The 25070-nt window shown below is 37.7% G+C and carries 22 protein-coding genes and 1 pseudogene; 14 read left to right on the top strand and 9 right to left on the bottom strand.

The features are described from left to right. Nucleotides 1–121: 121 nt before the first annotated feature. The 4 genes from lptM to AWW73_RS12770 all read left to right on the top strand — a co-directional run bounded on the left by lptM (nt 122) and on the right by AWW73_RS12770 (nt 3175). A complete protein-coding gene (gene lptM / locus AWW73_RS12785) occupies nt 122–343 on the top strand; it encodes an LPS translocon maturation chaperone LptM (RefSeq protein ID WP_002118887.1) in 222 nt (73 codons plus the stop codon). A gap of 22 nt (nt 344–365) precedes the next feature. Next, a complete protein-coding gene (gene lysA / locus AWW73_RS12780) occupies nt 366–1616 on the top strand; it encodes a diaminopimelate decarboxylase (protein ID WP_062849835.1) in 1251 nt (416 codons plus the stop codon). A 5-nt stretch (nt 1617–1621) separates the two neighbouring features. Continuing rightward, the gene (dapF, locus tag AWW73_RS12775; RefSeq protein ID WP_016140226.1) at nt 1622–2467 is read left to right on the top strand and encodes a diaminopimelate epimerase; all 846 of its coding nucleotides are present in this window, start codon (nt 1622–1624) and stop codon (nt 2465–2467) included. Between the two features lie 102 nt (nt 2468–2569). Then, entirely contained in the window at nt 2570–3175 is a 606-nt protein-coding gene (locus tag AWW73_RS12770) for an alpha/beta fold hydrolase (RefSeq protein ID WP_081409618.1), read from the top strand. 49 nt (nt 3176–3224) lie between these two features. On the opposite strand, the gene AWW73_RS12765 is transcribed toward AWW73_RS12770, so the two are convergent. Continuing rightward, a complete protein-coding gene (locus tag AWW73_RS12765; protein ID WP_062849833.1) occupies nt 3225–3848 on the bottom strand; it encodes a LysE family translocator in 624 nt (207 codons plus the stop codon). A gap of 165 nt (nt 3849–4013) precedes the next feature. Here AWW73_RS12765 and xerA point away from each other — a divergent pair, with 165 nt between their 5' ends. The 4 genes from xerA to gyrA all read left to right on the top strand — a co-directional run bounded on the left by xerA (nt 4014) and on the right by gyrA (nt 10144). Continuing rightward, complete coding sequence (xerA, locus tag AWW73_RS12760; protein ID WP_079748502.1) at nt 4014–4901, top strand: site-specific tyrosine recombinase/integron integrase; 888 nt, start codon at nt 4014–4016, stop codon at nt 4899–4901. A 462-nt stretch (nt 4902–5363) separates the two neighbouring features. After that, nucleotides 5364–6113, top strand: a complete 750-nt coding sequence (locus AWW73_RS12755; protein ID WP_016140229.1) for an electron transfer flavoprotein subunit beta/FixA family protein — start codon at nt 5364–5366, stop codon at nt 6111–6113. Nucleotides 6114–6130: 17 nt separating this feature from the next. After that, the gene (locus AWW73_RS12750) at nt 6131–7063 is read left to right on the top strand and encodes an electron transfer flavoprotein subunit alpha/FixB family protein (protein ID WP_016146176.1); all 933 of its coding nucleotides are present in this window, start codon (nt 6131–6133) and stop codon (nt 7061–7063) included. Nucleotides 7064–7429: 366 nt separating this feature from the next. Next, complete coding sequence (gene gyrA / locus AWW73_RS12745) at nt 7430–10144, top strand: DNA gyrase subunit A (RefSeq protein ID WP_062849831.1); 2715 nt, start codon at nt 7430–7432, stop codon at nt 10142–10144. A 44-nt stretch (nt 10145–10188) separates the two neighbouring features. Here gyrA and AWW73_RS12740 read toward each other — a convergent pair whose 3' ends face one another. From AWW73_RS12740 to AWW73_RS12725, 4 genes are read right to left on the bottom strand one after another with little or no spacing between them, the layout of a single operon-like run. Next, nucleotides 10189–11286 (bottom strand): A1S_2622 family ABC transporter permease subunit, encoded by a 1098-nt coding sequence (locus AWW73_RS12740; RefSeq protein WP_062849830.1) that lies wholly within the window; start codon nt 11284–11286, stop codon nt 10189–10191. After that, a complete protein-coding gene (locus AWW73_RS12735; RefSeq protein WP_205630326.1) occupies nt 11283–12413 on the bottom strand; it encodes an ABC transporter permease in 1131 nt (376 codons plus the stop codon). The genes AWW73_RS12740 and AWW73_RS12735 overlap by 4 nt, the downstream gene beginning before the upstream one ends. A gap of 3 nt (nt 12414–12416) precedes the next feature. Continuing rightward, nucleotides 12417–13538 (bottom strand): HlyD family secretion protein, encoded by a 1122-nt coding sequence (locus tag AWW73_RS12730; protein ID WP_062849828.1) that lies wholly within the window; start codon nt 13536–13538, stop codon nt 12417–12419. Nucleotides 13539–13550: 12 nt separating this feature from the next. After that, nucleotides 13551–15038: a TolC family protein gene (locus AWW73_RS12725; protein ID WP_062849827.1), complete on the bottom strand. Its 1488-nt coding sequence runs from the start codon at nt 15036–15038 to the stop codon at nt 13551–13553. A gap of 385 nt (nt 15039–15423) precedes the next feature. On the opposite strand from AWW73_RS12725, the gene serC reads away from it, so the two are divergent. Beyond that, complete coding sequence (serC, locus tag AWW73_RS12720) at nt 15424–16503, top strand: 3-phosphoserine/phosphohydroxythreonine transaminase (protein ID WP_016146170.1); 1080 nt, start codon at nt 15424–15426, stop codon at nt 16501–16503. Nucleotides 16504–16561: 58 nt separating this feature from the next. Here serC and AWW73_RS19035 read toward each other — a convergent pair whose 3' ends face one another. Both AWW73_RS19035 and AWW73_RS12715 read right to left on the bottom strand, forming a co-directional pair. Continuing rightward, nucleotides 16562–16708, bottom strand: coding sequence for a hypothetical protein (locus AWW73_RS19035; protein WP_005038822.1), 147 nt, complete (start codon nt 16706–16708; stop codon nt 16562–16564). 33 nt (nt 16709–16741) lie between these two features. After that, on the bottom strand, nt 16742–17683 hold the full coding sequence (locus AWW73_RS12715; RefSeq protein WP_062849826.1) for a hypothetical protein: 942 nt from the start codon (nt 17681–17683) through the stop codon (nt 16742–16744). A 245-nt stretch (nt 17684–17928) separates the two neighbouring features. On the opposite strand from AWW73_RS12715, the gene AWW73_RS12710 reads away from it, so the two are divergent. Together AWW73_RS12710 and AWW73_RS12705 are read left to right on the top strand one after the other, a co-directional pair. Continuing rightward, complete coding sequence (locus AWW73_RS12710; RefSeq protein ID WP_079748489.1) at nt 17929–18417, top strand: YaiI/YqxD family protein; 489 nt, start codon at nt 17929–17931, stop codon at nt 18415–18417. Between the two features lie 7 nt (nt 18418–18424). After that, the gene (locus tag AWW73_RS12705; protein WP_057106243.1) at nt 18425–19333 is read left to right on the top strand and encodes a DMT family transporter; all 909 of its coding nucleotides are present in this window, start codon (nt 18425–18427) and stop codon (nt 19331–19333) included. 29 nt (nt 19334–19362) lie between these two features. Here AWW73_RS12705 and AWW73_RS19225 read toward each other — a convergent pair. Then, a pseudogene (locus AWW73_RS19225) lies at nt 19363–19443 on the bottom strand (PilZ domain-containing protein); the annotation flags it as partial. Between the two features lie 149 nt (nt 19444–19592). Between AWW73_RS19225 and AWW73_RS12700 the strand changes: the two are divergent. The 3 genes from AWW73_RS12700 to AWW73_RS12690 all read left to right on the top strand — a co-directional run bounded on the left by AWW73_RS12700 (nt 19593) and on the right by AWW73_RS12690 (nt 24023). After that, nucleotides 19593–20828 carry a lipoprotein-releasing ABC transporter permease subunit gene (locus tag AWW73_RS12700; RefSeq protein WP_004790618.1) on the top strand — a complete coding sequence of 412 codons (1236 nt, stop codon included), beginning with the start codon at nt 19593–19595 and terminating at the stop codon, nt 20826–20828. Then, entirely contained in the window at nt 20821–21507 is a 687-nt protein-coding gene (gene lolD, locus AWW73_RS12695; RefSeq protein ID WP_062849825.1) for a lipoprotein-releasing ABC transporter ATP-binding protein LolD, read from the top strand. Before AWW73_RS12700 ends, lolD begins: the two co-directional genes overlap by 8 nt. 83 nt (nt 21508–21590) lie before the next feature. Beyond that, the gene (locus AWW73_RS12690) at nt 21591–24023 is read left to right on the top strand and encodes a DNA internalization-related competence protein ComEC/Rec2 (protein ID WP_062849824.1); all 2433 of its coding nucleotides are present in this window, start codon (nt 21591–21593) and stop codon (nt 24021–24023) included. Here the strand turns inward: AWW73_RS12690 and AWW73_RS12685 are convergent. Continuing rightward, nucleotides 23976–24959 (bottom strand): lysophospholipid acyltransferase family protein, encoded by a 984-nt coding sequence (locus tag AWW73_RS12685; protein WP_016146164.1) that lies wholly within the window; start codon nt 24957–24959, stop codon nt 23976–23978. The two genes, AWW73_RS12690 and AWW73_RS12685, sit on opposite strands and share 48 nt — an antisense overlap. Nucleotides 24960–25070 lie beyond the last annotated feature (111 nt).

Here is a 25070-nt window from a genome sequence, read left to right as displayed (position 1 = left end):
ATCAAACGCTGGCTGAAAAGCCGGCGTTTTTTATGCATATTGTTTTTCTCTTTAAGTTTACTCTTTAGCCGCCTGCATGATCACGGTATACTGCATCGAATTGTTTAAATCAGGTGCTCAGATGCGTCGTGTCATTTGCCTCATCAGTTTATTGAGCAGCAGTATTTTGCTTAGCGCTTGTGGTCAGTCAGGAGCATTACAGCTACCTTCTGATCCGAATTATGACAAACGTGCGAAATACTTGCTCTATCGTAATAAAGAACAGAAACAAGTTGTGCAACAGGATGAGCAGGCTGAACAGCCAGTTGAATCATCAGCCCCAACCCAAACAACTTCACCTTAAGCTTTGAAATAAGGACACATTCATGAGTTTCACCCGCATTAATGGAGTATTGCATGCAGAGCAATGTTCTATGGAGCAGCTTGCACAGCAATTTGGCACACCTTTGTATGTTTATTCAAAAGCAGCTTTTGAAAAACATTACTTAGATATGGACCGTGCTTTTGATTTTATTGATCATCAAATCTGTTTTGCGGTGAAATCTAACTCGAATTTAGCTGTTCTGAATGTCTTGGCAAAACTTGGTGCTGGTTTTGATATCGTATCGGGTGGTGAGCTTGCACGTGTTTTGAAAGCGGGTGGAGATGCCTCTAAAGTTGTTTTTTCTGGTTTAGGTAAAACCGAAGCCGATATTGAAACATCGTTAAATGTAGGCATTGCTTGCTTTAATGTAGAGTCTTATGCAGAACTAGACCGTCTTCAAAAAGTTGCAGCTCGTCTAGGTAAAAAAGCGCCAATTTCTTTACGCGTAAATCCAGACGTAGATGCAAAAACTCATCCTTATATTTCAACAGGTTTAAAAGAAAATAAATTTGGTATTCCTAGTGATACCGTTTATGAAACCTATCAATATGCTGCATCTTTACCAAATCTTGAAATCATTGGCATTGACTGCCACATCGGTTCGCAATTGACCGAGACTAAACCGTTTGTTGACGCTTTAGATCGTGTAATGGTAATGATTGAGGAACTAAAAAAACTTAGTATTACTCTTAAACACATTGATATCGGTGGTGGTTTGGGTGTTTGTTATAAAGATGAAACACCGCCAAGTGTTGAAGAATATGCTAACTCAATGAAACCTGCTTTAGAAAAGTTAGGTCTCAAGGTTTATATGGAGCCGGGTCGTAGTATTAGTGCAAATGCAGGTGTGCTTTTAACAAAAGTTGATTTGCTCAAGCCAACAAGCCACCGTAACTTTGCCATTATTGATGCGGCAATGAATGATTTAATTCGCCCTGCTTTATATGAAGCTTGGATGGATATCCAACCTGTGGTGCCAAGTTCAGATACTGAAGAAAAAACTTGGGATCTCGTTGGAGCAATCTGTGAAACCGGTGACTTCATTGGTAAAGATCGCTCATTGGCTTTAAAAGAAAATGACTTGTTAGCTGTTCTTGGCGCTGGCGCTTATGGTTTTGTAATGAGTTCAAATTACAACACACGTGGACGTGCCGCAGAAGTGATGGTGTCAGGCGACAAAGCTCATTTAATTCGTGAGCGTGAAACAGTTGAATCCCTTTGGGAAAAAGAAAGATTGTTGCCTGAGGAGTAAATGAAATGTTGTTAGAATTTACTAAAATGCATGGCCTAGGCAATGACTTTATGGTGGTTGATCTAATCAGCCAACGTGCCTATTTAGATACAGAAACAATTCAACGCTTAGCCGATCGTCATTTTGGCATCGGATTCGATCAGCTTTTAATTGTTGAACCACCAGATTTACCGGAAGCGGATTTTAAATATCGTATTTTTAATGCTGATGGTTCTGAAGTTGAACAATGTGGTAATGGTGTACGCTGTTTTGCTCGCTTTGTACATGAGCGCCATTTAACAACAAAAACGAGTATTACTGTTCAAACCAAAGCAGGGATTGTAAAACCTGAACTGGGGCAAAATGGTTGGGTTCGCGTGAATATGGGCTACCCGAAATTTTTGCCGAATGAAATTCCATTCATTGCTGAACAACCAGAAGCTTTATATACACTTGAGTTAGCCAACGACCAAAACATCAGTATTGATGTGGTCAATATGGGTAATCCTCATGCTGTCACTATTGTTCCAGACGTATTAACTGCAGATGTTGCTGGTATTGGTCCACAAGTTGAGTCACATAAACGTTTCCCTGAGCGTGTTAATGCTGGCTTTATGCAAATTATTGATGAAAAGCATGTGCGTTTACGTGTATTTGAACGTGGTGTCGGTGAAACGCTTGCATGTGGTACAGGAGCATGTGCTGCTGCGGTAAGTGGTATGCGCCGTGGCTTACTTGCGAACTCAGTTGAAGTTGAGCTTGCTGGTGGTAAGTTACAAATTGAATGGCAAGAAGGTGATGTGGTCTGGATGACTGGTCCAACAACTCATGTTTACGATGGGCGTTTGGATCTACGTTATTTCCAAGGTTAATCTCATTACCTAAAAAGAAGTCTCTTTTCATCAGCTAAAGTGATAAAAGAGGCTTTCTTTTATATGTACAATAATTTTTTAATTTTATTACTTTATAAAAATATGAATAATTTAATTTTCCTACCTGGCGCATCAGGCAGTACTAAATTTTGGCATCCCTTAATTGAAAAATTACCCCAACATTACCATACAAAAATTATTGGTTACCCCGGTTTTGGGGATACACCAGAATCTCCTCAGGTTAAAAATTTTGAAGAACTAACCAGCTATGTGCTTGATCAAGTTCATGATGAGTCTGTAATTATTGCTCAATCAATGGGTGGCATTTTTGCTGTTGCGGCAGCGTTGCAAAAACCTCAACTGATAAAAGGGTTAGTCTTGATTGCAACTTCGGGTGGAATCAACCTTGAAAGATTTAATGTACAAGACTGGCGAGAAGCATATCGCCAAGCATTTTTAAAATATCCAGATTGGTTTATTACTACCAATGCCAACTACGAAGAGTTTTTATCAGATATAAACATTGAAACTTTATTAATCTGGGGTGATAACGATCCAGTGAGCCCCGTTCAGGTGGGGCAATATTTAAATCAAAAGTTTGAAAATTCGACGTTATATGTTGTTAAAGGTGGGGACCATCAATTAGCAGAAAAATATGCCGATGAAGTTTCAGTTCAAATAAAAACCTACTTAGAAAAACTAAAGTAAGTTTTTAAGTCTTATTTAGCGTGCTATCTATCAGCACGCTTTTTAAAATTTACTTTTTACTCAAAGCCAACTTCAAAGCGAATAGAACAAAAATACTGCCAGTAATCCGATCCATATATTTCACAAACTTAGGTTGCTTTAGATAACGTGACAGTGGCTGCATGGCTAAAATTAATAAAGTTGACCATAACATTCCAATCACCACATGAATCATTACCAGTCCCATCACCCAAGTCACAGCCGATGCTTGCGGCGGAATAAATTGTGGAAGAAATGAAATATAAAAAATCCCAACTTTCGGGTTAAGTAAGTTACCCAAAAAACCTTTAATGAACCAATTCTCTGAAGTAGAACGTTTTGAATGACTTTCTTGTGTGTCTGCAAGTTGGCTACGTGGTTTTAAAATCATATTCAAACCCAGCCACGCGAGATATGCTGCTCCCATCCATTTTAGAATATTAAAAGCAAGATCAGATGCCATGAGCAAAGCACCTAGACCACAGGCAACCACAATTCCCCATACAATACAGCCAAGGCTAATGCCGACCGCTGCTTGAAATGCTTTAGATTTACCTTCAAGTGTTGCTGTACGAATAATTAAAGTTGTATCTAGACCAGGGGTAAGCGTAAGTAATGTAATCGCAATTAAATAAGGGATGAGTATGGTGGTCATGGCAGCAAGGTCCGACAAATACTTGAGGTGAATTGTAATATATAAATTAGTTCATCATTAGGTTGTGCGATATCAAATTTTCATGATCACATAGTTTTTGGTACACTCAAAAAAATGAGCAAATAAATGGAGAGCAATTTGGATTTTGCATTACAGCTGCTCTCAATGTGGTTAAAAGAAAGAAAAATACAGAATCAATCTGAGCACACGATTACTGCTTATGAAAGAGATGTGAAAAGCTTTCTTGAGTTCTGCGAGCACAAACAACTAGATTTAAGAAATATTGAAGCTTCAGATTTAAGAGAATATTTGGCCCAGCGTGTTGAGCAGGATCAGTTAAGTTCAAGTAGTATGCAACGTCATCTCACCTCAATTCGTCAGTTCATGAAATGGGCGGAACAAGGTAAATATTTAGAAATTAATCCGACTGACGATTTTAAATTAAAACGTCAGCCTAGACCTTTGCCAGGTATGATCGACATAGAAACGGTTAATCAAATATTAGATCAACCTATGCCGGAAAAACCAGTTGATCAGCAATTATGGTTAAGAGATAAAGCCATGCTCGAGTTACTTTACTCAAGTGGTTTACGTCTGGCTGAATTGCAGGGTTTAACAGTTAAAGATGTAGATTTTAATCGTCAACTGGTACGTATTACAGGTAAAGGAAATAAGACCCGTATTGTACCGTTCGGGAAAAAAGCGAAAGAAAGCCTATTGAATTGGCTGAAAGTTTATAAAATTTGGAAAGGACATTTCGAACAAAACGATTCTGTCTTTATTTCTTTACGAGGGGGAGCACTCACTCCAAGGCAAATCGAAAAAAGAGTAAAGCTTCAAGCTCAACGGGCTGGTGTAAATGTCGATTTACATCCGCATTTACTCAGACATTGTTTTGCTAGCCATATGTTATCAAGTAGCGGTGATTTGCGTTCGGTACAAGAAATGTTAGGTCATAGTAATTTATCTACAACACAAATTTACACCCATATTGATTTCGATCATTTGGCGCAAGTTTATGATCAAGCTCATCCAAGGGCACATAAAAACTAAAAGTTAAAAAATAGACCGAATAAAAAGATAATTAAATTGAGAAGTTTTAGAGGAATGTAGAGATCATTTGTCTTTTTTTACAATTTTGTTTAAGAGAAATAGCTAAAACTGCCTAATTGACCATTTTGATCTTTGCATATTTTGTCGACGACTGAGTCTAAAAAACCTTGAATTTAAGGTTTTTAAACATAATCTTATGTTTCTAGCTAATATGCTAAATAAGATAAAAAGATAATAAAAATCAATGTATAAAATAGAGTTTAAAAAGAATAAAATAGCTTCTAATAGTAGGCTAAAATTTTTTTATGAACTGATGATTTCATTTTTTTTGTGCTGTTCCAGAAAATTGTGACTTGACCGAAATGCCAAACACATTGCAAGATAGGGTACCTAAAAAATTTTAATTGAAGAGTTAATATACTTTTCTCAACATTTACTTTTGCTAGAACAGCCGAGGATTACATGAAGGCTCTTGTTGCTGTAAAACGCGTGGTTGATGCCAACGTTAAAGTTCGTGTTAAGCCGGACAATAGTGGGGTTGACCTTACCAACGTAAAAATGTCAATTAACCCATTTTGTGAAATCGCAGTGGAAGAAGCGGTTCGCTTAAAAGAAAAAGGAACAGTATCAGAAATCGTTGTTGTTTCTGTAGGTCCTAAAGAAGCTCAAGAACAAATCCGTTCTGCAATGGCTCTAGGCGCAGACCGCGGTATTTTAGTTGAAACTACTGATGAAATTGGCGCTTTAGAAGTTGCTAAAATTTTAAAAGGTGTTGTTGACGCTGAAAAACCAGAACTTATCCTTCTTGGTAAACAAGCAATTGATGATGACTCTAACCAAGTAGGTCAAATGCTTGGTGCTTTACTAGGTGCTGGTCAAGGTACATTTGCTTCTGAAGTGAAAGTTGATGGCGGTAAAGTACAAGTAACTCGTGAAGTTGACGGTGGTTTACAAACTGTTGAACTTACACTTCCAGCAATCATTACAACTGACTTGCGTCTGAACGAGCCACGTTATGCAGCATTGCCTAACATCATGAAAGCTCGTAAGAAGCCACTTGATACCAAATCTCCTGCTGATTATGGCGTTACAGCTGGTACTAAGCTTAAAACTGTTAAAGTTGAAGCTCCGGCAGAACGTAAAGCTGGCGTACAAGTGAAATCTGTAGATGAGCTTGTTGAAAAATTGAAAAATGAAGCGAAAGTGATCTAATACGGAAGGATAAAATCATGAGTATTTTAGTTATCGCTGACCACAACAACCAAGTACTTAACGGTGCTACTTTAAACGTTGTTGCTGCAGCACAAAAAATCGGTGGTGATATTACTGTATTAGTTGCTGGTTCTGGTGCTCAAGCAGTTGCTGATGCTGCTGCTAAAGTTGCTGGTGTAAGCAAAGTTTTACTTGCTGACAACGCTGCTTATGCAAACCAATTAGCTGAAAACGTAGCTGGTTTAGTTGCTGACTTGGCTAAAGGTTACAAATACGTATTAGCTGCTTCTACAACAACTGGTAAGAACATTCTTCCACGTGTTGCTGCTCTTCTTGATGTAAGCATGATCACAGATATTATTTCTGTTGAATCTGCGAACACATTCAAGCGTCCTATCTATGCAGGTAACGCGATTGCAACTGTTCAATCTGACGAAGCAATCATTGTAGGTACAGTTCGTGGTACAGCATTTGATCCAGTAGCTGCTGAAGGTGGTTCAGCTGCTGTTGAAGCAGTAAGTGAAGCGAAAGATGCAGGTATTTCTAACTTCGTATCTGAAGAAATCGTGAAGCTTGACCGTCCAGAATTAACTGCGGCTCGCATCGTCGTTTCTGGTGGTCGTGGGGTAGGTTCTGGTGAGAACTACCATAAAGTACTTGATCCATTAGCTGATAAGCTTGGTGCAGCACAAGGTGCTTCACGTGCGGCAGTTGATGCGGGCTTCGTACCTAACGACTTCCAAGTTGGTCAAACTGGTAAGATCGTTGCGCCTGACCTTTACGTTGCTGTAGGTATTTCTGGTGCGATCCAGCATTTAGCTGGTATGAAAGATTCTAAAGTTATTGTTGCAATCAACAAAGACGAAGAAGCGCCAATCAACAGTGTTGCTGACTACTGGTTAGTTGGTGATTTGAACACTGTAGTACCTGAATTGGTATCTAAACTTTAATCTTTATCGATTAAAGCTAAAAAACCCTTAGTTTTTACTAGGGGTTTTTTTATTGTGGGTAGTGTTCTTAAATATATAAGTGAGACTTTTAGCTCATTTGAGGTTTGATTTTTATAGAATAAAAATCACATAGTTTTACCAAGATGAGAAGATGCTCGTTATAGCGATATGATAAGAATAATATGCAATTAAATTATACAAATATCGCTAGATTAGCGATGTAGATTCCGCACATTACAAAGTGCTTTTATGCTATAGTATACAGCTATATTTTTTTCGATTTTAGTTCAGTTTTCGGAACTAAATTTTTTGCAAGATCAAGACATATAAGCAGATGGAAATTTCTATCTGTAAGAAGGAGTATGCATGAGCGTATCGGAAATCCGACCGATTGCCATTGAGGACGAACTCAAGCATTCATATTTAGATTACGCGATGAGTGTAATCGTATCTCGTGCATTGCCGGATGTGAGAGACGGTCTTAAACCTGTTCACCGTCGTGTGCTTTATGCCATGCACGAATTGGGCAATGACTATAACAAAGCCTACAAGAAATCTGCGCGTGTTGTTGGGGACGTAATCGGTAAATATCACCCTCATGGTGACTCAGCTGTTTATGAAACCATTGTACGTATGGCTCAGGACTTTAGCTTACGTTATTTATTGGTAGATGGTCAGGGTAACTTCGGTTCGATTGATGGTGATAGCGCAGCTGCGATGCGTTATACCGAAGTCCGTATGACCAAGCTTGCACACGAGCTTCTTACAGATCTAGAAAAAGACACGGTTGATTGGGAAGATAACTACGACGGATCTGAGCGTATTCCTGAAGTGCTTCCGACACGTGTTCCTAACTTGTTAATTAATGGTGCTGCTGGTATTGCCGTTGGTATGGCAACTAACATGGCACCACACAACATGACAGAAGTTGTGAATGCATGTTTGGCCTATGCTGACAATCCGAATATCTCGATTGAAGGATTGATGGAATACATTACTGGTCCTGACTTCCCTACAGGCGGTATTATTTACGGTAAATCAGGCATTGTTGATGCCTACCGTACAGGTAAAGGTCGTTTACACATTCGTGGTAAGTACCATTTCGAAGAAGATGAAAAGACAGGTCGTACAACCATCGTCTTTACTGAAATTCCATACCAAGTAAACAAAGCAAGAGTTATTGAACGTATTGCCGAGTTAGTGAAAGAGAAAAAACTTGAAGGTATTTCAGAACTTCGTGATGAATCTGATAAAGAAGGTATGCGTATTGCAATTGACTTGAAACGCGGTGAAAACGCTGAAGTCGTTGTAAATAACTTATTCTTAAATACCCAGCTTGAAAACTCATTCAGCATCAACATGGTTTGTCTAGACAATGGACAACCAAAATTGATGAATCTGAAAGATATTATTGCGGCATTTATTCGTCACCGCCAAGAAGTTGTGACACGCCGTACTATGTTCGAATTGCGTAAAGCACGTGAACGTGGTCATATCTTAGAAGGCTTAACAGTTGCTTTAGCCAATATAGATGAAATTATTGAAACCATCAAAACTTCTGCTAACCCTGCTGAAGCGCGTGAGCGTTTGCTTGCTGGTGAGTGGGCAGGTGGTGGTGTCGTTTCATTGCTTGAAAAAGCTGGCGCAATTTCTGTTCGTCCAGATGAAATCGAAGGTGAAAACCCAGATCGTCCATTTGGTCTAACCGATTCAATTTACCGTTTATCGCCAACGCAAGTAGGTGCAATTTTAGAATTACGCTTACATCGCTTAACTGGTCTTGAACAAGACAAATTACATGCAGAATATACTGAAATTTTAGGTCAAATCGCTGAACTTACGGCAATTTTGAATGATTTCAATTTATTGATGGCTGTAATTCGTGAAGAGTTAGCACTTGTACTACAACAGTATGGTGATGGACGTCGCACTGAAATTATTGAATCACGTATTGATTTTAGCCGTGAAGATTTAATTCCTGAAGAGCAAGTTGTATTAACAGTTTCACAAACAGGTTATGCAAAAACTCAACCACTTTCAGATTATCAGGCTCAGCGCCGTGGTGGACGTGGTAAGTCTGCAACTTCAATGAAAGATGATGACTTTATTCAACATCTCATTGTGGCTTCAAACCATGCGACTGTGCTGTGCTTTACCAATGTAGGTAAAGTATATCGTCTTCGCGTGTTTGAAGTGCCTCAAGCATCACGTGGTGCTAAAGGCCGTCCAATTGTGAACTTGTTACCTTTAGATGCGAATGAAACAGTAACAGCTATCTTGCCGTTGACTGAGTTCCCGGAAAACCATTACGTATTTATGGCGACAGCTTCAGGTACGGTTAAACGTGTTGATTTAGAACAATTTGCTAACATTCGTTCAAATGGTTTACGCGCAATTGAGCTCAATGAAGAAGATACCTTAATTGGTGTTGCGATTACTGATGGTAATCAGCAAATCATGTTGTTCTCGAACGAAGGTAAGGCAATCCGTTTTGCTGAAACCGATGTGCGTGCAATGGGGCGTACTGCGAAAGGTGTTCGTGGTATGCGTGTAAGCTTTGCAAGCAGTATCTTAAGCGAAGAAGATGCAGATGTTGAAAATGATGATTCTGATGATAGTGAAGACTCAGCAGATTTAAATCTAGTAAGCCGTATCGTGTCGCTTGTGGTTGTACCTGAAACAGGTGAAGTACTTTGTGCAAGTGCAAACGGTTATGGTAAGCGTACTCCTGTAAATGACTTCCCAACCAAGAAACGTGGTGGTAAGGGTGTCATTGCGATTAAGACAAGCGAACGTAACGGTGAGCTTGTTGGTGCAGTGTCTATTGATGAAACCAAAGAATTGTTACTTATTTCTGACGGCGGTACATTGGTTCGTACTCGCGCAGCAGAAGTTGCAATGACTGGTCGTAATGCACAAGGTGTACGTCTGATTCGTTTAAGCGAAGAAGAAACTTTAGTAGGCGTTGTGTCTATTGAAGCTGTCGAAGATGAAGAAGAGTTTCTCGAAGGAGAAGTTGATACTTCAGATGTAGATGGTGAAGATGCAGTTTCTACGAATGACGATGTGTCAGAAGAGTAAGAAGAAATTAAATAAAAAAGGAAGCGTAAGCTTCCTTTTTTATTTTATAAAGACGTTTTTTTAACAATCCGATAATAGGCTAAGCTTCCTAATAATAATCCAATGGTCCCAAGAAAAATCAGCTTTGGTACAACTGTGGCTAATGGAACACCCATCTGGTTAAGTTGCACAAACATTTGCACTGTATGTGTTGAGGGTAAACACCATGCCAGCCATTGTAACCATTCAGGCATGGCTTGATGAGGCCAAGCAGCTCCAGTGAGTAAGAATAAAGGTACTGAGCTAAACACAATAATATGTCCGGCACGTTCCGGCATATCCAAAAGTGAGCCGATCAACATACCTAGTCCAATCACACAACTAATAAAAATTGGAACAGCAATAAGTAGACCTATAAAATTTCCACCGTGTGGATAGTCATTGAACCACAGAGTAAAACCGAAAAGATAAAAACAACCTAAACAGCCAATGGTAAATATACTTGCGAAAATTCCAGCGAAGCGAACAGTTGTGATTTTTTCATGTTGCTCACGGTAGGTCGCTATTAACATTGCCAAACCGAGCACAATGGTTTGGTGAATAATTAATGATGCAACAGCCGGAAAAATATAACTTCCATATCCTGAAAGCGGATTAAATAGCGGCACTTGATGAATAGAAAGCGCTGGCTGGAAATGCGTGCGTTGTCCGAATTTTTCAATATATTCTTTTAATGTAGCTTCAATCGATGTAGCAAGACCTAAACCAATTTCTTTAGTTTTTAAAAAGTTGGTTGTACTTAAGTATAAGCCAATTCCACCAGTTTCTCCTCGGCGTAAGCTTTGAGTTAGGTTGTTTGGTAAAAGTAAAATACCATCAGCTTGTTGCTCACGTACCATTTGTTCAGCTTGTAAAAAATTGCTTGTAACAGTCACAATATGGACATGCGGGCTATTTGCACTTTGGCCGATTAATTGAGAAGTTAAGAGGCTTTGCTCTTCATCAACAATGACGATTGGAATAGATTCTGCACGCTCAGCTTTATAGGCAGTAGGATAAAAAAAGCTATAAAGAATGACCGATAAAATTAGCGTTGTGAAAACTGAGCTATTACTTACAATGTCTTTAAATGTTTGCCCATAAGCCTTAAAGAATTCTTTCATTGTGTTGCCCCTCGAACTAATTTTTTAAGTAATAGACAACTTAAAAAGAAGTAAATCAGGCAATAACCCAAGAGTATTAAAAAAGGAATCATAGAAATGAAAACTGGACTGCCGATCACCCATTGTTCGGTTTGCAGTTTGGCATAAGGGGTATAAGGAATAATGAGTGACCAAAACTTGGTGAAAATAGGGGCATTATTTAAAGGTAGCGTAACACCTGCGAAACTTAAAGAAGAGCCACCGTATACGGCGATAAAGCCAAAAGTTTTACTTAAATTTTTAGTAGCAAGAATGACCGTGCTGCTAATCAAAGCGTAGGCAAAATAAAGTAAAAACTGTGCGCATAGCAATAAACTAAGAGAACCTGCTACAAACCAGCCACGGATTTCGACTAGCCAAAACATCCATACCCATGTCCAGAAACAAAAAATAAGGGTATAAAGCAGATTTTTAGCCAATAAGCCTTGAATAAAACTTTCTCGGTTTACCCATGCTGTTAATGTGCCACGTTTAAGTTCTTGTCCAATAGCAAAGGCAACACAGCAACATAACAATAAGTGCAATACCGCTGGAACCATGAAAGGTTCTAAATAAAATTCATAGCTCATACTTGGGTTGTAAAGCGTTGAGATTTTGACATGCGCGGTAGGTACATCTAAATAGGGAATACTATTTGCAAGATAACTTTGACCTGCATAATCTGCTAAAGCATTGAGTGTACTGACCAGCATTGCAGAGGAAATCGTGTTCCCGACACTAAAAAAAGACTGGTTAAAGGCAATGCTGATTTGAGCATCTTGTGCTTTCACGAAGCGTTTTTCAGCACCGTCTGGAATAAAAACATAACCCCATATTTTGGTTTCATTGAGTAGTTGTTCAGCCTCAGCAGAGCTTACTGTAATTGTTTTAATGTCTACTGTATGATTTAACGAAAGATACTTTTCAATATTACGGCTAAGTTCACTTTGGTCCTGATCAATAATCGCTATTGGTAAGTGTTCAGCTTTACCTGCGTAAAACATGCTGCTAAACATAAAAATGATAAAAGCAGGGATAAGTGTCACCATACACAAATCCCATTTATTGCTTTTTAGATAGTTTAGTTCCCGTAATATACTGGCAAACATGCTTTATTTGTCTTCTTTAATTTTAAATAGAACACTCATGCCAACCTTTAAATCTTTGACAGGACTTTCAGGCACCAGATGTAATTTAAAGCTACGGATATCATATCCTCCGGTTTGGCGAGTCGTTTTAATGGTGGCAAATTCGCCTTCAGCATCAATATTCTTAATTTTAAAATTCACATTCTGATTAAGAGCGGGAATGAATCCTTCAAGGGTTTTATTTTTATAAACAGAGGCGTATTGATTTTCACCGACGTTTAAACTTACCCATAAATCATCATCTTCTAAAATGCTAACAACAGGCACGCCCATAGCGACTAATTCGGAAGGTTTACCATAAGTTTTTGAAACCGTACCTGAAATAGGTGAGAGTAAACGTGTCTCTGCTTCCAGTGCTTTTGCTTCGCTTACCGCTGCTTTTGCAATTTCAACCTGTGCATCTGCTGTGGATTTTTGCTGACTGGTACTTCCACGTTTTGCACGAGCATATTGTTGATAAGAGGCCTCACTTAATTCTTGAGCAGAGGTCTGTGCAGCAAGCATTTCATCTCGTCTTTGACGTGAAATGACGCCTTGTCTATATAAATTTTCACCGCGTTGGTAAGTAGTTTTTGCAAGGTTTGCTTGTGCTTTCGTGCTTTGCCAGTTGGCATAAAGAGTATCGATATTTTCTTGTTGCGAACCGCGGTCTACCGTAGATTGAAATGCTAAGGCCGATTGTAAGGTAGCCAAGGCTTGTTGCTTTTTAGCTTCTATTTCCGGACTAACCAAACGAACAAGGGGCTGACCTTTGGAAATTTTCTGGCCTTCTTGTACATAAATTTCTTCAATACGACTTGGAACTTTTGTACTTACGTGAATAGTTTCAGCTTCAACACGGCCTTGTAGTTCAATAGGTTTCGGCTGATAGCTTTTCCACAAACCAAAAATAATTAAACCTAATAAGGCAATGATGATTAGGCCAATAATCAGTTTAATTTTAGAATTTTTAGGAGGATTGGTGTCATTTTTATTTGTGCTTGTTTCTTGCTTATCACTAGCTTGATCATGTTTTTGAGCATGGTTGTTTTCTGCCGTATTCGCAGCAGGAGAATCTTGTTCTGAATGAGCTGAGTCTTGATTCATTTTATACTCCCCTTAACGAATATAGTCGGTATGTGGTTGATTAACGTAAGCTTTAAACTGGTCAATTGAGCCGTGACTTTGTAGTAAGGTTGCGAGTGACATGACATATTTATAAGCATTTAAAGCCATTTCAGTTTTTAACGCACTTAATGCATTTTGCGCATCAATCACTTGGGTTGCTGTACCCATTCCTTCGCGGAAAGAAAGTTCTTGAATACGTAGGTTTTCTTGAGCAGCATTTACGTTTCTTTGTAAGAGCTGATGACTTTGCTGAGCAGAGTTAAGTTCGTTATATGACTTATTCAAAAGAGCTTCAATCTCTTGTTTGGTTCGTTCAGTCATGAGTTCAGAAGCGTAACGCTTTAATTCGGCGGCATGAATATTCTTATTTTTGTCTACACCAGAAAATAGATTGTATTTTGCCATTACACCCACAATCCAGTTTTCATTTTCATCAAGCGCATATTCTCCAAAGGCAAAAAGACTTGGTTTTTTTGCAGCTTGTTGAGCTTGAATATTAACATTAGCCAGCTGAGTATCCATTTGCATTTTTTGTACTAAGCTAGATTTTTGCGAATAACTAGTTAAAAGTGATTCTAGAGTTTGGCTTGGTGTATTGTTTACAAATAATGGGGTACTTAAATCCACATTATTTTGTTGATGTAAAAGGTTATTAAGGCTAAAGCGACTGGCATTTAAGTTGGCTTGAGCATTTTGTAAAGTACGTTCCGCATTATTACGCGCTACTTCAAACTGCATGCGTTGCCCTTTGCTAATAAACCCTTGTTGCTCGAGCTTTAGGGCATTGCTGTAATGTTTTTGCATCGCATTAAAGTTAAATAAGCTACTCGCGACCAGTTGTTGTTGTAATTGCACATTAAAGTAACTTTGTACGACTTCGAAGCGCTGTATATCTTGTTGTTGTTGGCTTGAAAGTTCCGAACGCTGCGCTTGGATATTTGCTATTTTTTTTGCGCTGCTGGTTAAGCCGCCTGTATAGAGTGGCATAACAACTGAAATGGAAGGGCGTACCACCTGATCTTCAATAGTCAGATTCGCATAATCGGGAAAACGGTTTATACCATCATGGATAGTTTGATTTGCGCCTTCTTGAACTTGTCCCAGCACATCCGATGGAATGACATTGTTCCACTGTGAAAGTTTATCATTTAGCCCTTGGCTTAAATCATTCTCAAGTTTTTGTTTAAAAGAGCCCAGAGGTACATCTGTTTCACTGTGAAAAGCATATGCTCTGACATTTAAATCAACTCGAGGTAATCCGAGGCCCTTTACTGCTTCAGCTTCTAATTGAGATGCTTGCTGTAATACTTGATTGGCTTGAGTACTATATGAACTTTTTAAAGCTTGTTGTTCTGCTTCAGCATAACTTAAGCTTCCGGCATATAAATGATTAGTGAAAAAAAAGCCTAAAGCCAAAGCAAGATGTTTTGGCTTAAATGAAAAGGGAAAAATAGACTGTCTATATCGATGTGTGGGCATTTTAAATAACAATTTTTGGCATCCCTTATAGTTTAAATTTCTTGTTATTAAATTCAATTATCATCTTGTTTATTATACATTTGTATAAAAAACTTCGTGGTTTTTAGCTCCTTTAATTGTTGAATTTACTAAGCCAATATTTTTGTAATAGCTATCAAGGTATGTGAAATGATAATCACAAGTCAAGTTGATCTTTTTGCTTAAAATTTTTTTAAATGAGGAAGCTGGTCATTAAATCTAAAGAAATAACGACGACAATAATTGAAAAAATAAAGCTAAATACAGTCCAGCATTGAAATATTTACTTGAGAAGCTGCTGCAAGCTTAAGCAATCTGTGGTTAAATGCCATTTTTATTGTGTTTGACTTTATACAAGGGAAAAATCATGCGCGCGTACAATTTCTGTGCTGGTCCTGCTGCATTACCTACTGCCGTTTTAGAAAAAGCTCAACAAGAATTGTTGGATTGGCAAGGTAAAGGTCTATCCATCATGGAAATGAGTCACCGTAGTGCTGACTATGTTGCTGTAGCTGAAAAAGCTGAAGCAGATTTACGCAAGTTAATGAACATTCCAGAAAACTATAAAGTACTGTTTTTACAAGGTGGTGCGTCATTACAATTTTCTGCGATTCCTTTAAACCTTTTAGGTAAGAACAGTAAAGCCGATTATATTCACACAGGCATCTGGTCTGAAAAAGCGTTAAAAGAAGCAAAACGTTATGGCGATATTAATGTTGTAGAAGCTGGCATTAAAGTAGATGGCAAGTTCGCAATTTCTGAACAAAGCGAATGGAATTTGTCTGATGATGCAGCATATGTACATTATGCAGATAATGAAACGATTGGTGGCTTACAGTTCGCAGGGATTCCTGATGTAAAAGCTCCACTAGTTTGTGATTATTCATCAAGTATTTTATCTGCTCCATTAGATGTAACCAAATTTGGTTTGATCTATGCGGGCGCACAAAAAAATATTGGTCCTGCTGGTTTAACAATTGTCATTATTCGTGATGACTTACTTGATCAAGCTAAACCAGAAATTCCAAGTATTTTAAAGTATAGCGACCAAGCGAAAAATGGTTCTATGGTAAATACACCATCGACTTATGCATGGTACTTGTCTGGTTTAGTATTTGAATGGTTGCTAGAGCAGGGTGGGGTAGATGCTATCCATAAAGTGAACCTTGAAAAAGCTCAGTTGCTCTATGGTTATATCGACTCAAGCGATTTCTACAATAATCCGATCGCAATTCCAAACCGTTCAATTATGAATGTACCGTTTACCTTGGCAGATGAAGCTTTAGAAAAACAATTCTTAAAAGAAGCGGAAGCAAACCATTTGTTGAATTTAGCTGGACACCGTTCGGTAGGTGGTATGCGTGCAAGTATTTATAATGCTGTACCCTTAGAAGGTGTACAGGCTTTAATCAACTTTATGGATGATTTTGCAAAGCGTAATGGTTAAGCAAATCAAATAAATAAAGCCCTCAAATGAGGGCTTTATTTATTGAATAATTTATAAATTAAAAAGGCACTAAACCAAACTGGTGCATGAATATGGCAGCTAAGAACATACCCAAGACAAAAAAGCAAAACGCACCAGTATCGACCTTTACGCGCAGGCTACTGGATTGAATGAGGCTGGTAGTTTGTTCGGGTATAATCTTCATTCAATAACCTAATTATTAAAATATTAGTGAAATTCAATTAGTTTCACCCTTTTTAGCACAAATAGTCGCCTGAATCCAGATATTACCGCGAATATATTCGCCAATATTAAAGTTTTTATACAAATCGTTTTTGGTTGCAATGCGCACTAATATGGCAGGAAGATCATCTTCTAAAACCAAAGTAACATCATAAAGAGCATATTCTTCTCCCATAAATGTCATAGAAGTTTTGCCAACAATATTACCTTGGAACCATGCTTCATCTTCTTGACCAAGATTTTCGCCATATAAATAAGCAACCATTTTAGAAAAATCAACAGTTACAGGTTCTTGATCTTCTGGAGTTTTTGGTTGCCATTCATTAATGAGTTCCTGTAAGTTTTCAGGAGCAACACCATTATGTTCAGTTAAAATTGCATTTAATGCACGGTGATGTTTAATCGAAGCTGGATCATCAACAATAATTTTTTCGCCTGCTGGAACAGGTTCTAATTCATAAGCCCATGCATTAAATTGAACTTGATAGTTTTGATTTTTATCATATTGACAGTAGTTAACACTAAATAAATTATCAAAAGCATAAACAGTTGTATTTTTATTTAGTCTTAAACTTAATACGGCTTGTGTCGCAGAGTCGCAAGTAATGATGCGTTCAATTTTCGCATTATATTGATATGGACTTTTAAAACTAGGAAAGGCGGTTTTAAGCGCGCGAGGTTTTTGGTTTTCAACAGCAATAATTTGATTGATCGTAACTTTTTGGTCTTGTGGGCTTTGGATCAACCAAAAAGATTGATCCATATCTTCTTCATGTTCGCATAAGCCCATTGGCATTACAGGTGCATCAAGAGCCAGTCCTAACCATTTTGGTACATCTGTTTCGGGATGGGACGTCAATAGATTCCAATGTTCTCCATGACTACCAAAATTTTGGTCATTTACTTTAATAACTTCTGGACTGTTTTGATTTTTCATAAGCACGATGCTGTTGGGTTCACATTACTTGTTATATTAAATCGAGGGTGTTTGCTATTTTTCAAGTCTCCATATGTAAATTCTCTTGTAAAAGCGCGTATTTAGTCATTTAAAGGAAAGTGCCGTTTCTATTTATAAATTAAAAGTATGTTTAGTTTCTAAAACTTGAAATATTGAAATTAAAAATAAGTTTAATGTTTATTTCTACTCACCTTAGAAAGGCATCTGTTAGACTTATATTTTTAGTGGAAATAGAGAATAACGTGCTGCCATTTAAGCTATGGGTAGACGCAGACGCCTTACCAAAAATTTTACGTGAAGTAATTTTACGTGCATCAGATCGTTATCAATTAGAAGTTATTTTTGTTGCCAATCAAAATGTTGGGATTACGCCTTCTGTTCGCATTAAATCAATACAGGTTTTAAGTGGCGCCGATCAGGCAGATAGAGAAATTGTCGAACGCATGGTCGAGAATGACATTGTGATTACACAAGATATTCCACTGGCAGCTCAGGTGATTGAGAAAGGCGGAGTTGCTATTCATCCGCGTGGTGAAGTTTATACAACTGCGAATGTTAAAGCGCGTTTACATCTACGTGATTTCATGGACACGCTTCGTGGTGCGGGTGTGCAAACTGGCGGACCACCTCCTATTTCCGAACGAGATAAACGTGAATTTTCAAGTTCATTAGATCAAACGATTTTAAAGCAAAAACGTAAAACAGCTAAGTGAGCATCACATGCCATCGCAAACCAATTTAGCTTTAACCTATGTCTTATTAGTGTTTATCTGGGCAACAACTCCTTTGGCAATCGTCTGGAGTGTGTCAGATTTACATCTGATGTGGGCATTGTTATTACGCTTTTTTATTGCATTGCCTTTGGCAGTCATCATATTGCTAATTTTAAGAACACCTTTTCCGACGCATCGACAAGCAGTACATAGTTATATAGCTGGTTCTTTTAGCTTAATTGGTTCTCAAATTTTTACCTATGCCGCGACTCAATATTTAAGTTCAGGCATGATTGCACTTATGTTTGGTTTAGCACCTATTATGGCGGGGCTTATTGGTCGGTTTGCATTTGGCCAACAACTTTATAAGCTGCAATGGCTGGGCATGGCAATTGCGGTCAGTGGTTTAGCTATTATTTGTTTGAGCGGTGAAAATCAGCATGTGCATCCATTTGGTATAGTTCTTATGCTGATCAGTGTGTTTGTTTATTCTTTTTCAATCTTCTGGGTTAAGAAAGTTAATGCACAAATTCAGCCGATGGCTCAAGCAACAGGTTCTATTTTAGTTTCTTCTATTTTTGCTAGTTGTTTTATTCCATTTATTTGGCAATATGCACCGACCCATTTACCAGAAGCTAAATCTTTATTTGCATTAATTTATACGGTACTGATGGCTTCACTGGTTGCTATGTTCTGTTATTTCAAACTTATACAAAATATTCAGGCAACCACCTTATCTTTAACGACAGTAATTACGCCAATGATCGCTATGATAATTGGAGCAGCTTTAAATCATGAGCAGCTTTCAATTATGGTTTTTGTGGGTGCTTTCATTATCTTGTCTGGACTCTTTTTATATTTTTATAAAGACATTCAAGCAAACCGGAACTTTGCTCAACATATGAAGTCTAAATAGGAGAAGATTTGGGTAATTTGTTGAGCTTATTCATTAAATTGTTCTAATTCGTAGCGAAATGCATGATCAAATTGATCTCCTAACTTAAGTAGTAGAAAATAGCGCAGCAATATCATATTAGGATTGTTAAGGATAAGTCAGAAATTACTGATTTTTAAACCTTAATACAGCATCTAACGGTATGGTCAAATAGTCGATGTGGGTGCAATTTGACATCAACATCTTTTATTTTCCATCAATGACCTTGGATTTAGAAGGTATGTTTAAACCAATCTCACTGTATATAGGGTTGAGATATACTCGCGCAAGACGCAGTAATCATTTTATTTCTTTTATTGCATTGGTTTCGATGGTCGGTTTGACACTCGGTGTCGCTGTATTGATTACGGTACTTTCTGTCATGAACGGTTTCGATCGCGAATTGAAAAACCGTGTGTTAGGAATGGTGCCGCAAGCAACAGTTTCATCTACACAAATCCTCACGGATTGGCCTGAGTTGGTGAAGCGAGTTGAACATCATCCACATGTAACTGGGGTTGCACCTTTTACGCAATTGCAAGGTATGTTAACTGCGCAAGGGCAAGTTGCCGGTATTATGGTGACAGGTATTGACCCAAAATATGAAAAGAATGTTTCTATTATTCAAAATCATATTGTTGCTGGAAGCTTAGATTCACTTAAAAAAGGTGAGTTTGGTATTGTTCTTGGTAAAGATATGGCTGATTCATTGGGCTTACGTCTAAATGACAGCGTGACATTGGTTTTACCTGAAGCAACGCCATCTCCAGCAGGTGTTGTACCTCGTTTCAAGCGTTTTAAAGTGGTGGGTATTTTTAGTGTAGGGGCCGAAGTTGACTCTATGGTGGGTTATATCGCTCTATACGATGCTTCAACCTTATTACGCTTACCAGATGGTGCCCAAGGTGTCCGTTTAAAATTAGATGATATTTTTGCAGCGCCGCAAGTTGCTGACGACTTAGTAAAAAGTTTACCAAGCAATTTCTACGCGACGAACTGGACCTATACGCATGGCAATTTATTTAATGCCATTCAAATGGAAAAAACTTTAGTCGGTTTATTGCTTGTACTTATTATCGTGGTTGCAGCATTTAATATTGTTTCGTCATTGGTCATGGTGGTGACTGATAAAAAATCAGATATTGCAATTTTGCGTACTTTAGGCGCTTCGCCATCAATGATTACTAAAATATTTATGGTTCAAGGTACTGTGATTGGGGTGATTGGTACAGTTGCAGGTACGGTTTTAGGTGTAATTTTAGCTTTAACCATTAGCGATATCATTTCATGGTTTAACAATGTGTTGGGCTTAAATCTATTTGATGCTTACTTTGTACATTACCTTCCTTCTTATTTAAGATGGCAAGATGTGACGATTATCGTGATTGTTTCTTTACTTTTAAGCTTCTTGGCGACTATTTATCCGGCACTTCGTGCTGCCAAAGTTCAACCTGCCGAGGCACTGCGCTATGAGTAAAATTGTTTTAGAAGCGAAAGAAATATATAAACATTTTGATGACGGTAAATCTAAAGTTGAAGTCATTAAAGGTCTTTCTTTACAAGTTCAAGCAGGGCAGTTTGTTTCGATTGTCGGTGCAAGTGGCTCAGGTAAAAGTACTTTGCTTCATGTATTAGGTGGTTTAGAGCAACCAACTCAAGGGCAAGTATTTTTAAATGGTCAACGTTTTGATAATTTAGGTGAAGCTGAACGTGGTTTTCAACGTAATCAACACCTCGGTTTCGTATATCAATTTCATCACTTGTTACCTGAGTTTTCTGCCCTTGAAAATGTGGCGATGCCTTTAATGCTTCGAGCAGATAGCCAATTTAAATCTGTAAAAGCGCAAGCTGAATATTTACTTGATCGAGTTGGGTTATCTCATCGTATGGATCATAAGCCAGGTGAGCTTTCGGGTGGTGAGCGCCAACGTGTGGCTTTAGCACGTGCTTTAGTCACTAAACCTGCGGTTGTTTTAGCAGATGAGCCAACAGGTAATTTGGACCGTAAAACAGCTCTAGGTATTTTTGAGTTACTGACCGATCTTAAGAAAGAACTAAACATGGCAATGTTAATTGTGACCCATGATGAGCATTTAGCTCAGGCTGCTGATTCTATTTTGCATATGCAAGATGGACTCTGGGTGAGTGGTTCTTAAAAATTGTCATTAAATCACATTGTTAAAGCCCACTCAGTTGGGCTTTAATTTTGCCCTTAAAAAGATAATGATTATGACGTTGAATGTTAAAATTTATTTTAATGGGGTGGATTGGGGGTATTGCATTTATGGGGATAGATATCCCTCTCATCATGCAATATGGTTGGATCGGTAAAGTATTAATCGTTATAGGTTTTATTTTTTATATTTTTAAGGGGCATACATTTTTAAATCGGCTCATATTAAAAGCCATTTACTGTCTAGTCTGCGCTATTAGTCTTTTTATTATAGGACATCAATATGCTCAGCATGCATTAAATAAAAGATTACAACTGCGACAAATGCAGCCTAAATCTTTAGATATAGTTGTGTATGTAGACCGCATAAGTGAAGAAAAAGAAGATAAGACACAGCAACCCGTTCAGGTATTAGGGCAGTCCTTACATCCCGTTAACTGGCTATTATATTTAAAAAGCCAAAAAGTAAACTCAGCGATAGATGAACCAAAATTACAATTAGGTCATTACTATCGAATTTCGGGTAAAACCAGACCAGCTCATAGCTATGCAGTGGCTGGTGTTTTTGATCAAGAACAATGGTTTATTCAGCGAGATATAATGTCTGGTTTTAGTGTTCAGCATATTGAGCCTTTAAGCTCTGATGAAATTTATCGGTTGGGTTATCAACATCATTTAAAAGAGCAACAAAAGTTTTTTAACAGACAAAAATTAAATATAGAAAAATTGCGTCTAAAATTTAGATTAATGCTGAAACATTCTCCTTTACAGAATAAGGGACTGTTATTAGCTTTATTAACAGGGGATGAAAGTCTCTTAAATGATGAGATTAAAAATCAATTTAAGGAATTAGGAATCTCTCATTTATTGGCGATTTCAGGGCCTCATGTGCTCATTTTTGCCATCATGTTGTCTTGGGGATTACATCAATTAGTACGACGTTATTATCCGCAGCTTTATTTGCATCAACCTAAACAAATTTGGGCCATGATTCCATTATGTTTCGGTGTTTTGATTTATACCGCATTTGTTGGTTTTGAAATTCCCGCCTTAAGAACTTTACTTTCAGTAGTTTTATTTGCTTCTTTATTATTGATCAAACTGCCTGTTAGGCCATTTTCACTGTTAGTTTACAGTGCAAGTCTACTTTTATTTTTCGATCCTTTCAGTGTTTTATCTGCAGGCTTTTGGCTCTCTTATGGTTCCTGCTTTATTTTATTACGGATTTATCAAACTATTGAACAGGTTCCAAATCTTGTTTCAACGAGTCTGTTATCTAGAATCATTCTTTTCAGTAAAATTTTAATTGAATCTCAAGGCAAAATATTTATTGCCTTATGTCCCTTAATGTTGATTTTCTTTCAACAGATTTCATGGGTTGCTCCTTTTACAAATATTATTGCTGTTCCTTTACTCGGAGGAGTGATTGTTCCTTTAAACATTTTTGCAGCTTGTGTATGGCTTATTTTTAACTCATTCGGAAATTTACTTTTTCAAATTAATGACGTCCTAATTAGTATAGTACTGTCATGTTTTAATCTTTTAGAAAAGTTATCTCTACCATTACAAGGTTTTAGCCTCACACCTCTTGATTTAGTGTGCCTTAGCTTCGTTATTATTATCTTATTTTTACCGCGTGGGGTTTTACCCAAATCTTGGGGACTCATATGCTGTTTACCCTTGGTTATTCCGAATAAGTCGTCCCAGCAAATTCAAATCAATATTATAGATGTAGGACAGGGGCAAGCTATTTTCCTGCAGCACCCGCAGCAGACATGGCTCATCGATACGGGTGGGTCTTATGATGAAAAGGCTTTTAGTATTGGTCAAAATGTGGTGATCCCATATTTACGTCAAAAGGGAATTAAACAATTAGATCACGTCATACTATCTCATCTTGACCAAGACCATAGCGGAGCATTTCCTTCTATCGCACAGGCTTTTCCTATTAAACAAGTCATATCAAATGAATTATGGACAGAACAAATTAAAGAACCATTTACTTATTGTCATCAAGGGCAAAAATGGCAATATCCACAATTAGATATTGAAATCCTTTGGCCTAAAGAAAAGGATTTAAATTTAGTTTCTTCAAATCAAAATCAATATTCTTGTGTGGTTTATATTCACTTAAAACAGGTAACAGGTTATGAAAATTATCTAATTATGGGTGATGCGGGGTGGGAAGCAGAATATCAACTTATAAAGGAATATCCCGAGTTAAAGGTAGATGTTTTGGTATTAGGTCATCATGGGAGTAAGCATAGTTCGGCTTATGATTTTTTAACCACATTAAAGCCAAAGCTTGTGATTGCCTCGGCTGGCTTTAATAATCGCTATGGGCACCCAAGCAAAGAGGTTTTGGCGAGAGTACAAGCACTTCATATTCCGTTTAAAAGCACAGTTGGGCAAGGAACATTAAGTTTTATATCTCGCAATCATGAGATGGTTTTATACACTCGACGTTTCGAGCGTACTTGGCTTCACAGGAATTTGTGAAGCTTCTGCTTTAAGCTTAGCCACAATTTTAAGTGCTTCATCTGGAGCAAGATTATAAAGATTATCTAAAGCAGGATTTGCTTTAAAACGTTTATAACTCCAGTGATAGTGTTCTGGATACTGTTGGATCAGCTGTTCAATGGCTTGATGAATAACAAAGGTTCCGTCATCGGCACTACCTTCGTAAATCTTCTCATCCATAGGTTCAATATGCATCGTAAAACCGTCATGTTCATTACGAATCGCATAAAGAAATAATGCCTTGGCCTTGGTTTTTTGAATGAGCTTGGCACTTAAATTACTTGAGGCAAGGGGTACACCAAAATAATTGATCATATCACCACCAACATTTGGGGTATGGTCAGGTAAAATTACAGTGGTTTCACCTTGTTTTAACGCTTTAAAAATTTGTCTAACACCAGTTTCATCGGTAGGTACCAAGTTGGCTTGTTCACGACTACGGGCTTCTCGAACAAAACGGTCTGCATCTACATTTTTTACAGGCTTATATAAAATAGTCATGGAAGTGAACTGGGCACACCAAGCATTCATGATTTCCCATGTACCAAAGTGTGGAACAATCAAAACCACACCTTTTTTTGCTGCCAGTGCTTCATGAAAGTAATGTTCACCCTCAATATGGTGAATACGTGAAATATTCTTACTATTTGATGAGCCCCAAATACTTAAAAATTCGAAGTATGAGGTTAACTCGTTACGAATAGCTTGTTGTGTAATATCTATTCGTTGTTGTGGTGTTAAGTGGGGAAGTGCAATTTGTAAGTTAAGTTCTATACTCTTTGATGTTCTAGTAATTTTTAAAGTATTGACTAACCCTGCCAACATACGGGCAATAAAACGTCCAAATTGAATTGGTTGACGGCTAAAAGTTTTAAGTAAGTAATAGTTCATGCTTTTTACATCTAGTTTGGTCATCTATCGCGGTAAAAAGGAGGCAACAAGTAAAAAAAGATAAAAATATTATAAATGAAATCATATTATTTAGACAGTTTTTATCAAATCAACGTATATAATGACATCATTTTA

This window comes from Acinetobacter lactucae (assembly GCF_001605885.1).
GTDB classification, from domain to species: domain Bacteria; phylum Pseudomonadota; class Gammaproteobacteria; order Pseudomonadales; family Moraxellaceae; genus Acinetobacter; species Acinetobacter lactucae.
The sequence above is the reverse complement of the archived record's forward strand: the minus strand, read 5'-3'. Positions and strand labels throughout refer to the sequence as shown.

What these genes read in the sequence shown, in the direction of transcription:
- AWW73_RS12740 (WP_062849830.1), bottom strand. Translation starts at nt 11,286, where the DNA reads ATGAAAGAATTCTTTAAGGCTTATGGGCAAACATTTAAAGACATTGTA.
- AWW73_RS12690 (WP_062849824.1), top strand. Translation starts at nt 21,591, where the DNA reads ATGTTAAAATTTATTTTAATGGGGTGGATTGGGGGTATTGCATTTATG.
- AWW73_RS12725 (WP_062849827.1), bottom strand. Translation starts at nt 15,038, where the DNA reads ATGCCCACACATCGATATAGACAGTCTATTTTTCCCTTTTCATTTAAG.
- AWW73_RS12735 (WP_205630326.1), bottom strand. Translation starts at nt 12,413, where the DNA reads ATGTTTGCCAGTATATTACGGGAACTAAACTATCTAAAAAGCAATAAA.
- lysA (WP_062849835.1), top strand. Translation starts at nt 366, where the DNA reads ATGAGTTTCACCCGCATTAATGGAGTATTGCATGCAGAGCAATGTTCT.
- dapF (WP_016140226.1), top strand. Translation starts at nt 1,622, where the DNA reads ATGTTGTTAGAATTTACTAAAATGCATGGCCTAGGCAATGACTTTATG.
- AWW73_RS12715 (WP_062849826.1), bottom strand. Translation starts at nt 17,683, where the DNA reads ATGAAAAATCAAAACAGTCCAGAAGTTATTAAAGTAAATGACCAAAAT.
- AWW73_RS12755 (WP_016140229.1), top strand. Translation starts at nt 5,364, where the DNA reads ATGAAGGCTCTTGTTGCTGTAAAACGCGTGGTTGATGCCAACGTTAAA.
- xerA (WP_079748502.1), top strand. Translation starts at nt 4,014, where the DNA reads ATGTGGTTAAAAGAAAGAAAAATACAGAATCAATCTGAGCACACGATT.
- lolD (WP_062849825.1), top strand. Translation starts at nt 20,821, where the DNA reads ATGAGTAAAATTGTTTTAGAAGCGAAAGAAATATATAAACATTTTGAT.
- gyrA (WP_062849831.1), top strand. Translation starts at nt 7,430, where the DNA reads ATGAGCGTATCGGAAATCCGACCGATTGCCATTGAGGACGAACTCAAG.
- AWW73_RS12770 (WP_081409618.1), top strand. Translation starts at nt 2,570, where the DNA reads ATGAATAATTTAATTTTCCTACCTGGCGCATCAGGCAGTACTAAATTT.
- AWW73_RS12765 (WP_062849833.1), bottom strand. Translation starts at nt 3,848, where the DNA reads ATGACCACCATACTCATCCCTTATTTAATTGCGATTACATTACTTACG.
- lptM (WP_002118887.1), top strand. Translation starts at nt 122, where the DNA reads ATGCGTCGTGTCATTTGCCTCATCAGTTTATTGAGCAGCAGTATTTTG.
- serC (WP_016146170.1), top strand. Translation starts at nt 15,424, where the DNA reads ATGCGCGCGTACAATTTCTGTGCTGGTCCTGCTGCATTACCTACTGCC.
- AWW73_RS12685 (WP_016146164.1), bottom strand. Translation starts at nt 24,959, where the DNA reads ATGACCAAACTAGATGTAAAAAGCATGAACTATTACTTACTTAAAACT.
- AWW73_RS12700 (WP_004790618.1), top strand. Translation starts at nt 19,593, where the DNA reads ATGTTTAAACCAATCTCACTGTATATAGGGTTGAGATATACTCGCGCA.
- AWW73_RS12705 (WP_057106243.1), top strand. Translation starts at nt 18,425, where the DNA reads ATGCCATCGCAAACCAATTTAGCTTTAACCTATGTCTTATTAGTGTTT.
- AWW73_RS12750 (WP_016146176.1), top strand. Translation starts at nt 6,131, where the DNA reads ATGAGTATTTTAGTTATCGCTGACCACAACAACCAAGTACTTAACGGT.
- AWW73_RS19035 (WP_005038822.1), bottom strand. Translation starts at nt 16,708, where the DNA reads ATGAAGATTATACCCGAACAAACTACCAGCCTCATTCAATCCAGTAGC.
- AWW73_RS12730 (WP_062849828.1), bottom strand. Translation starts at nt 13,538, where the DNA reads ATGAATCAAGACTCAGCTCATTCAGAACAAGATTCTCCTGCTGCGAAT.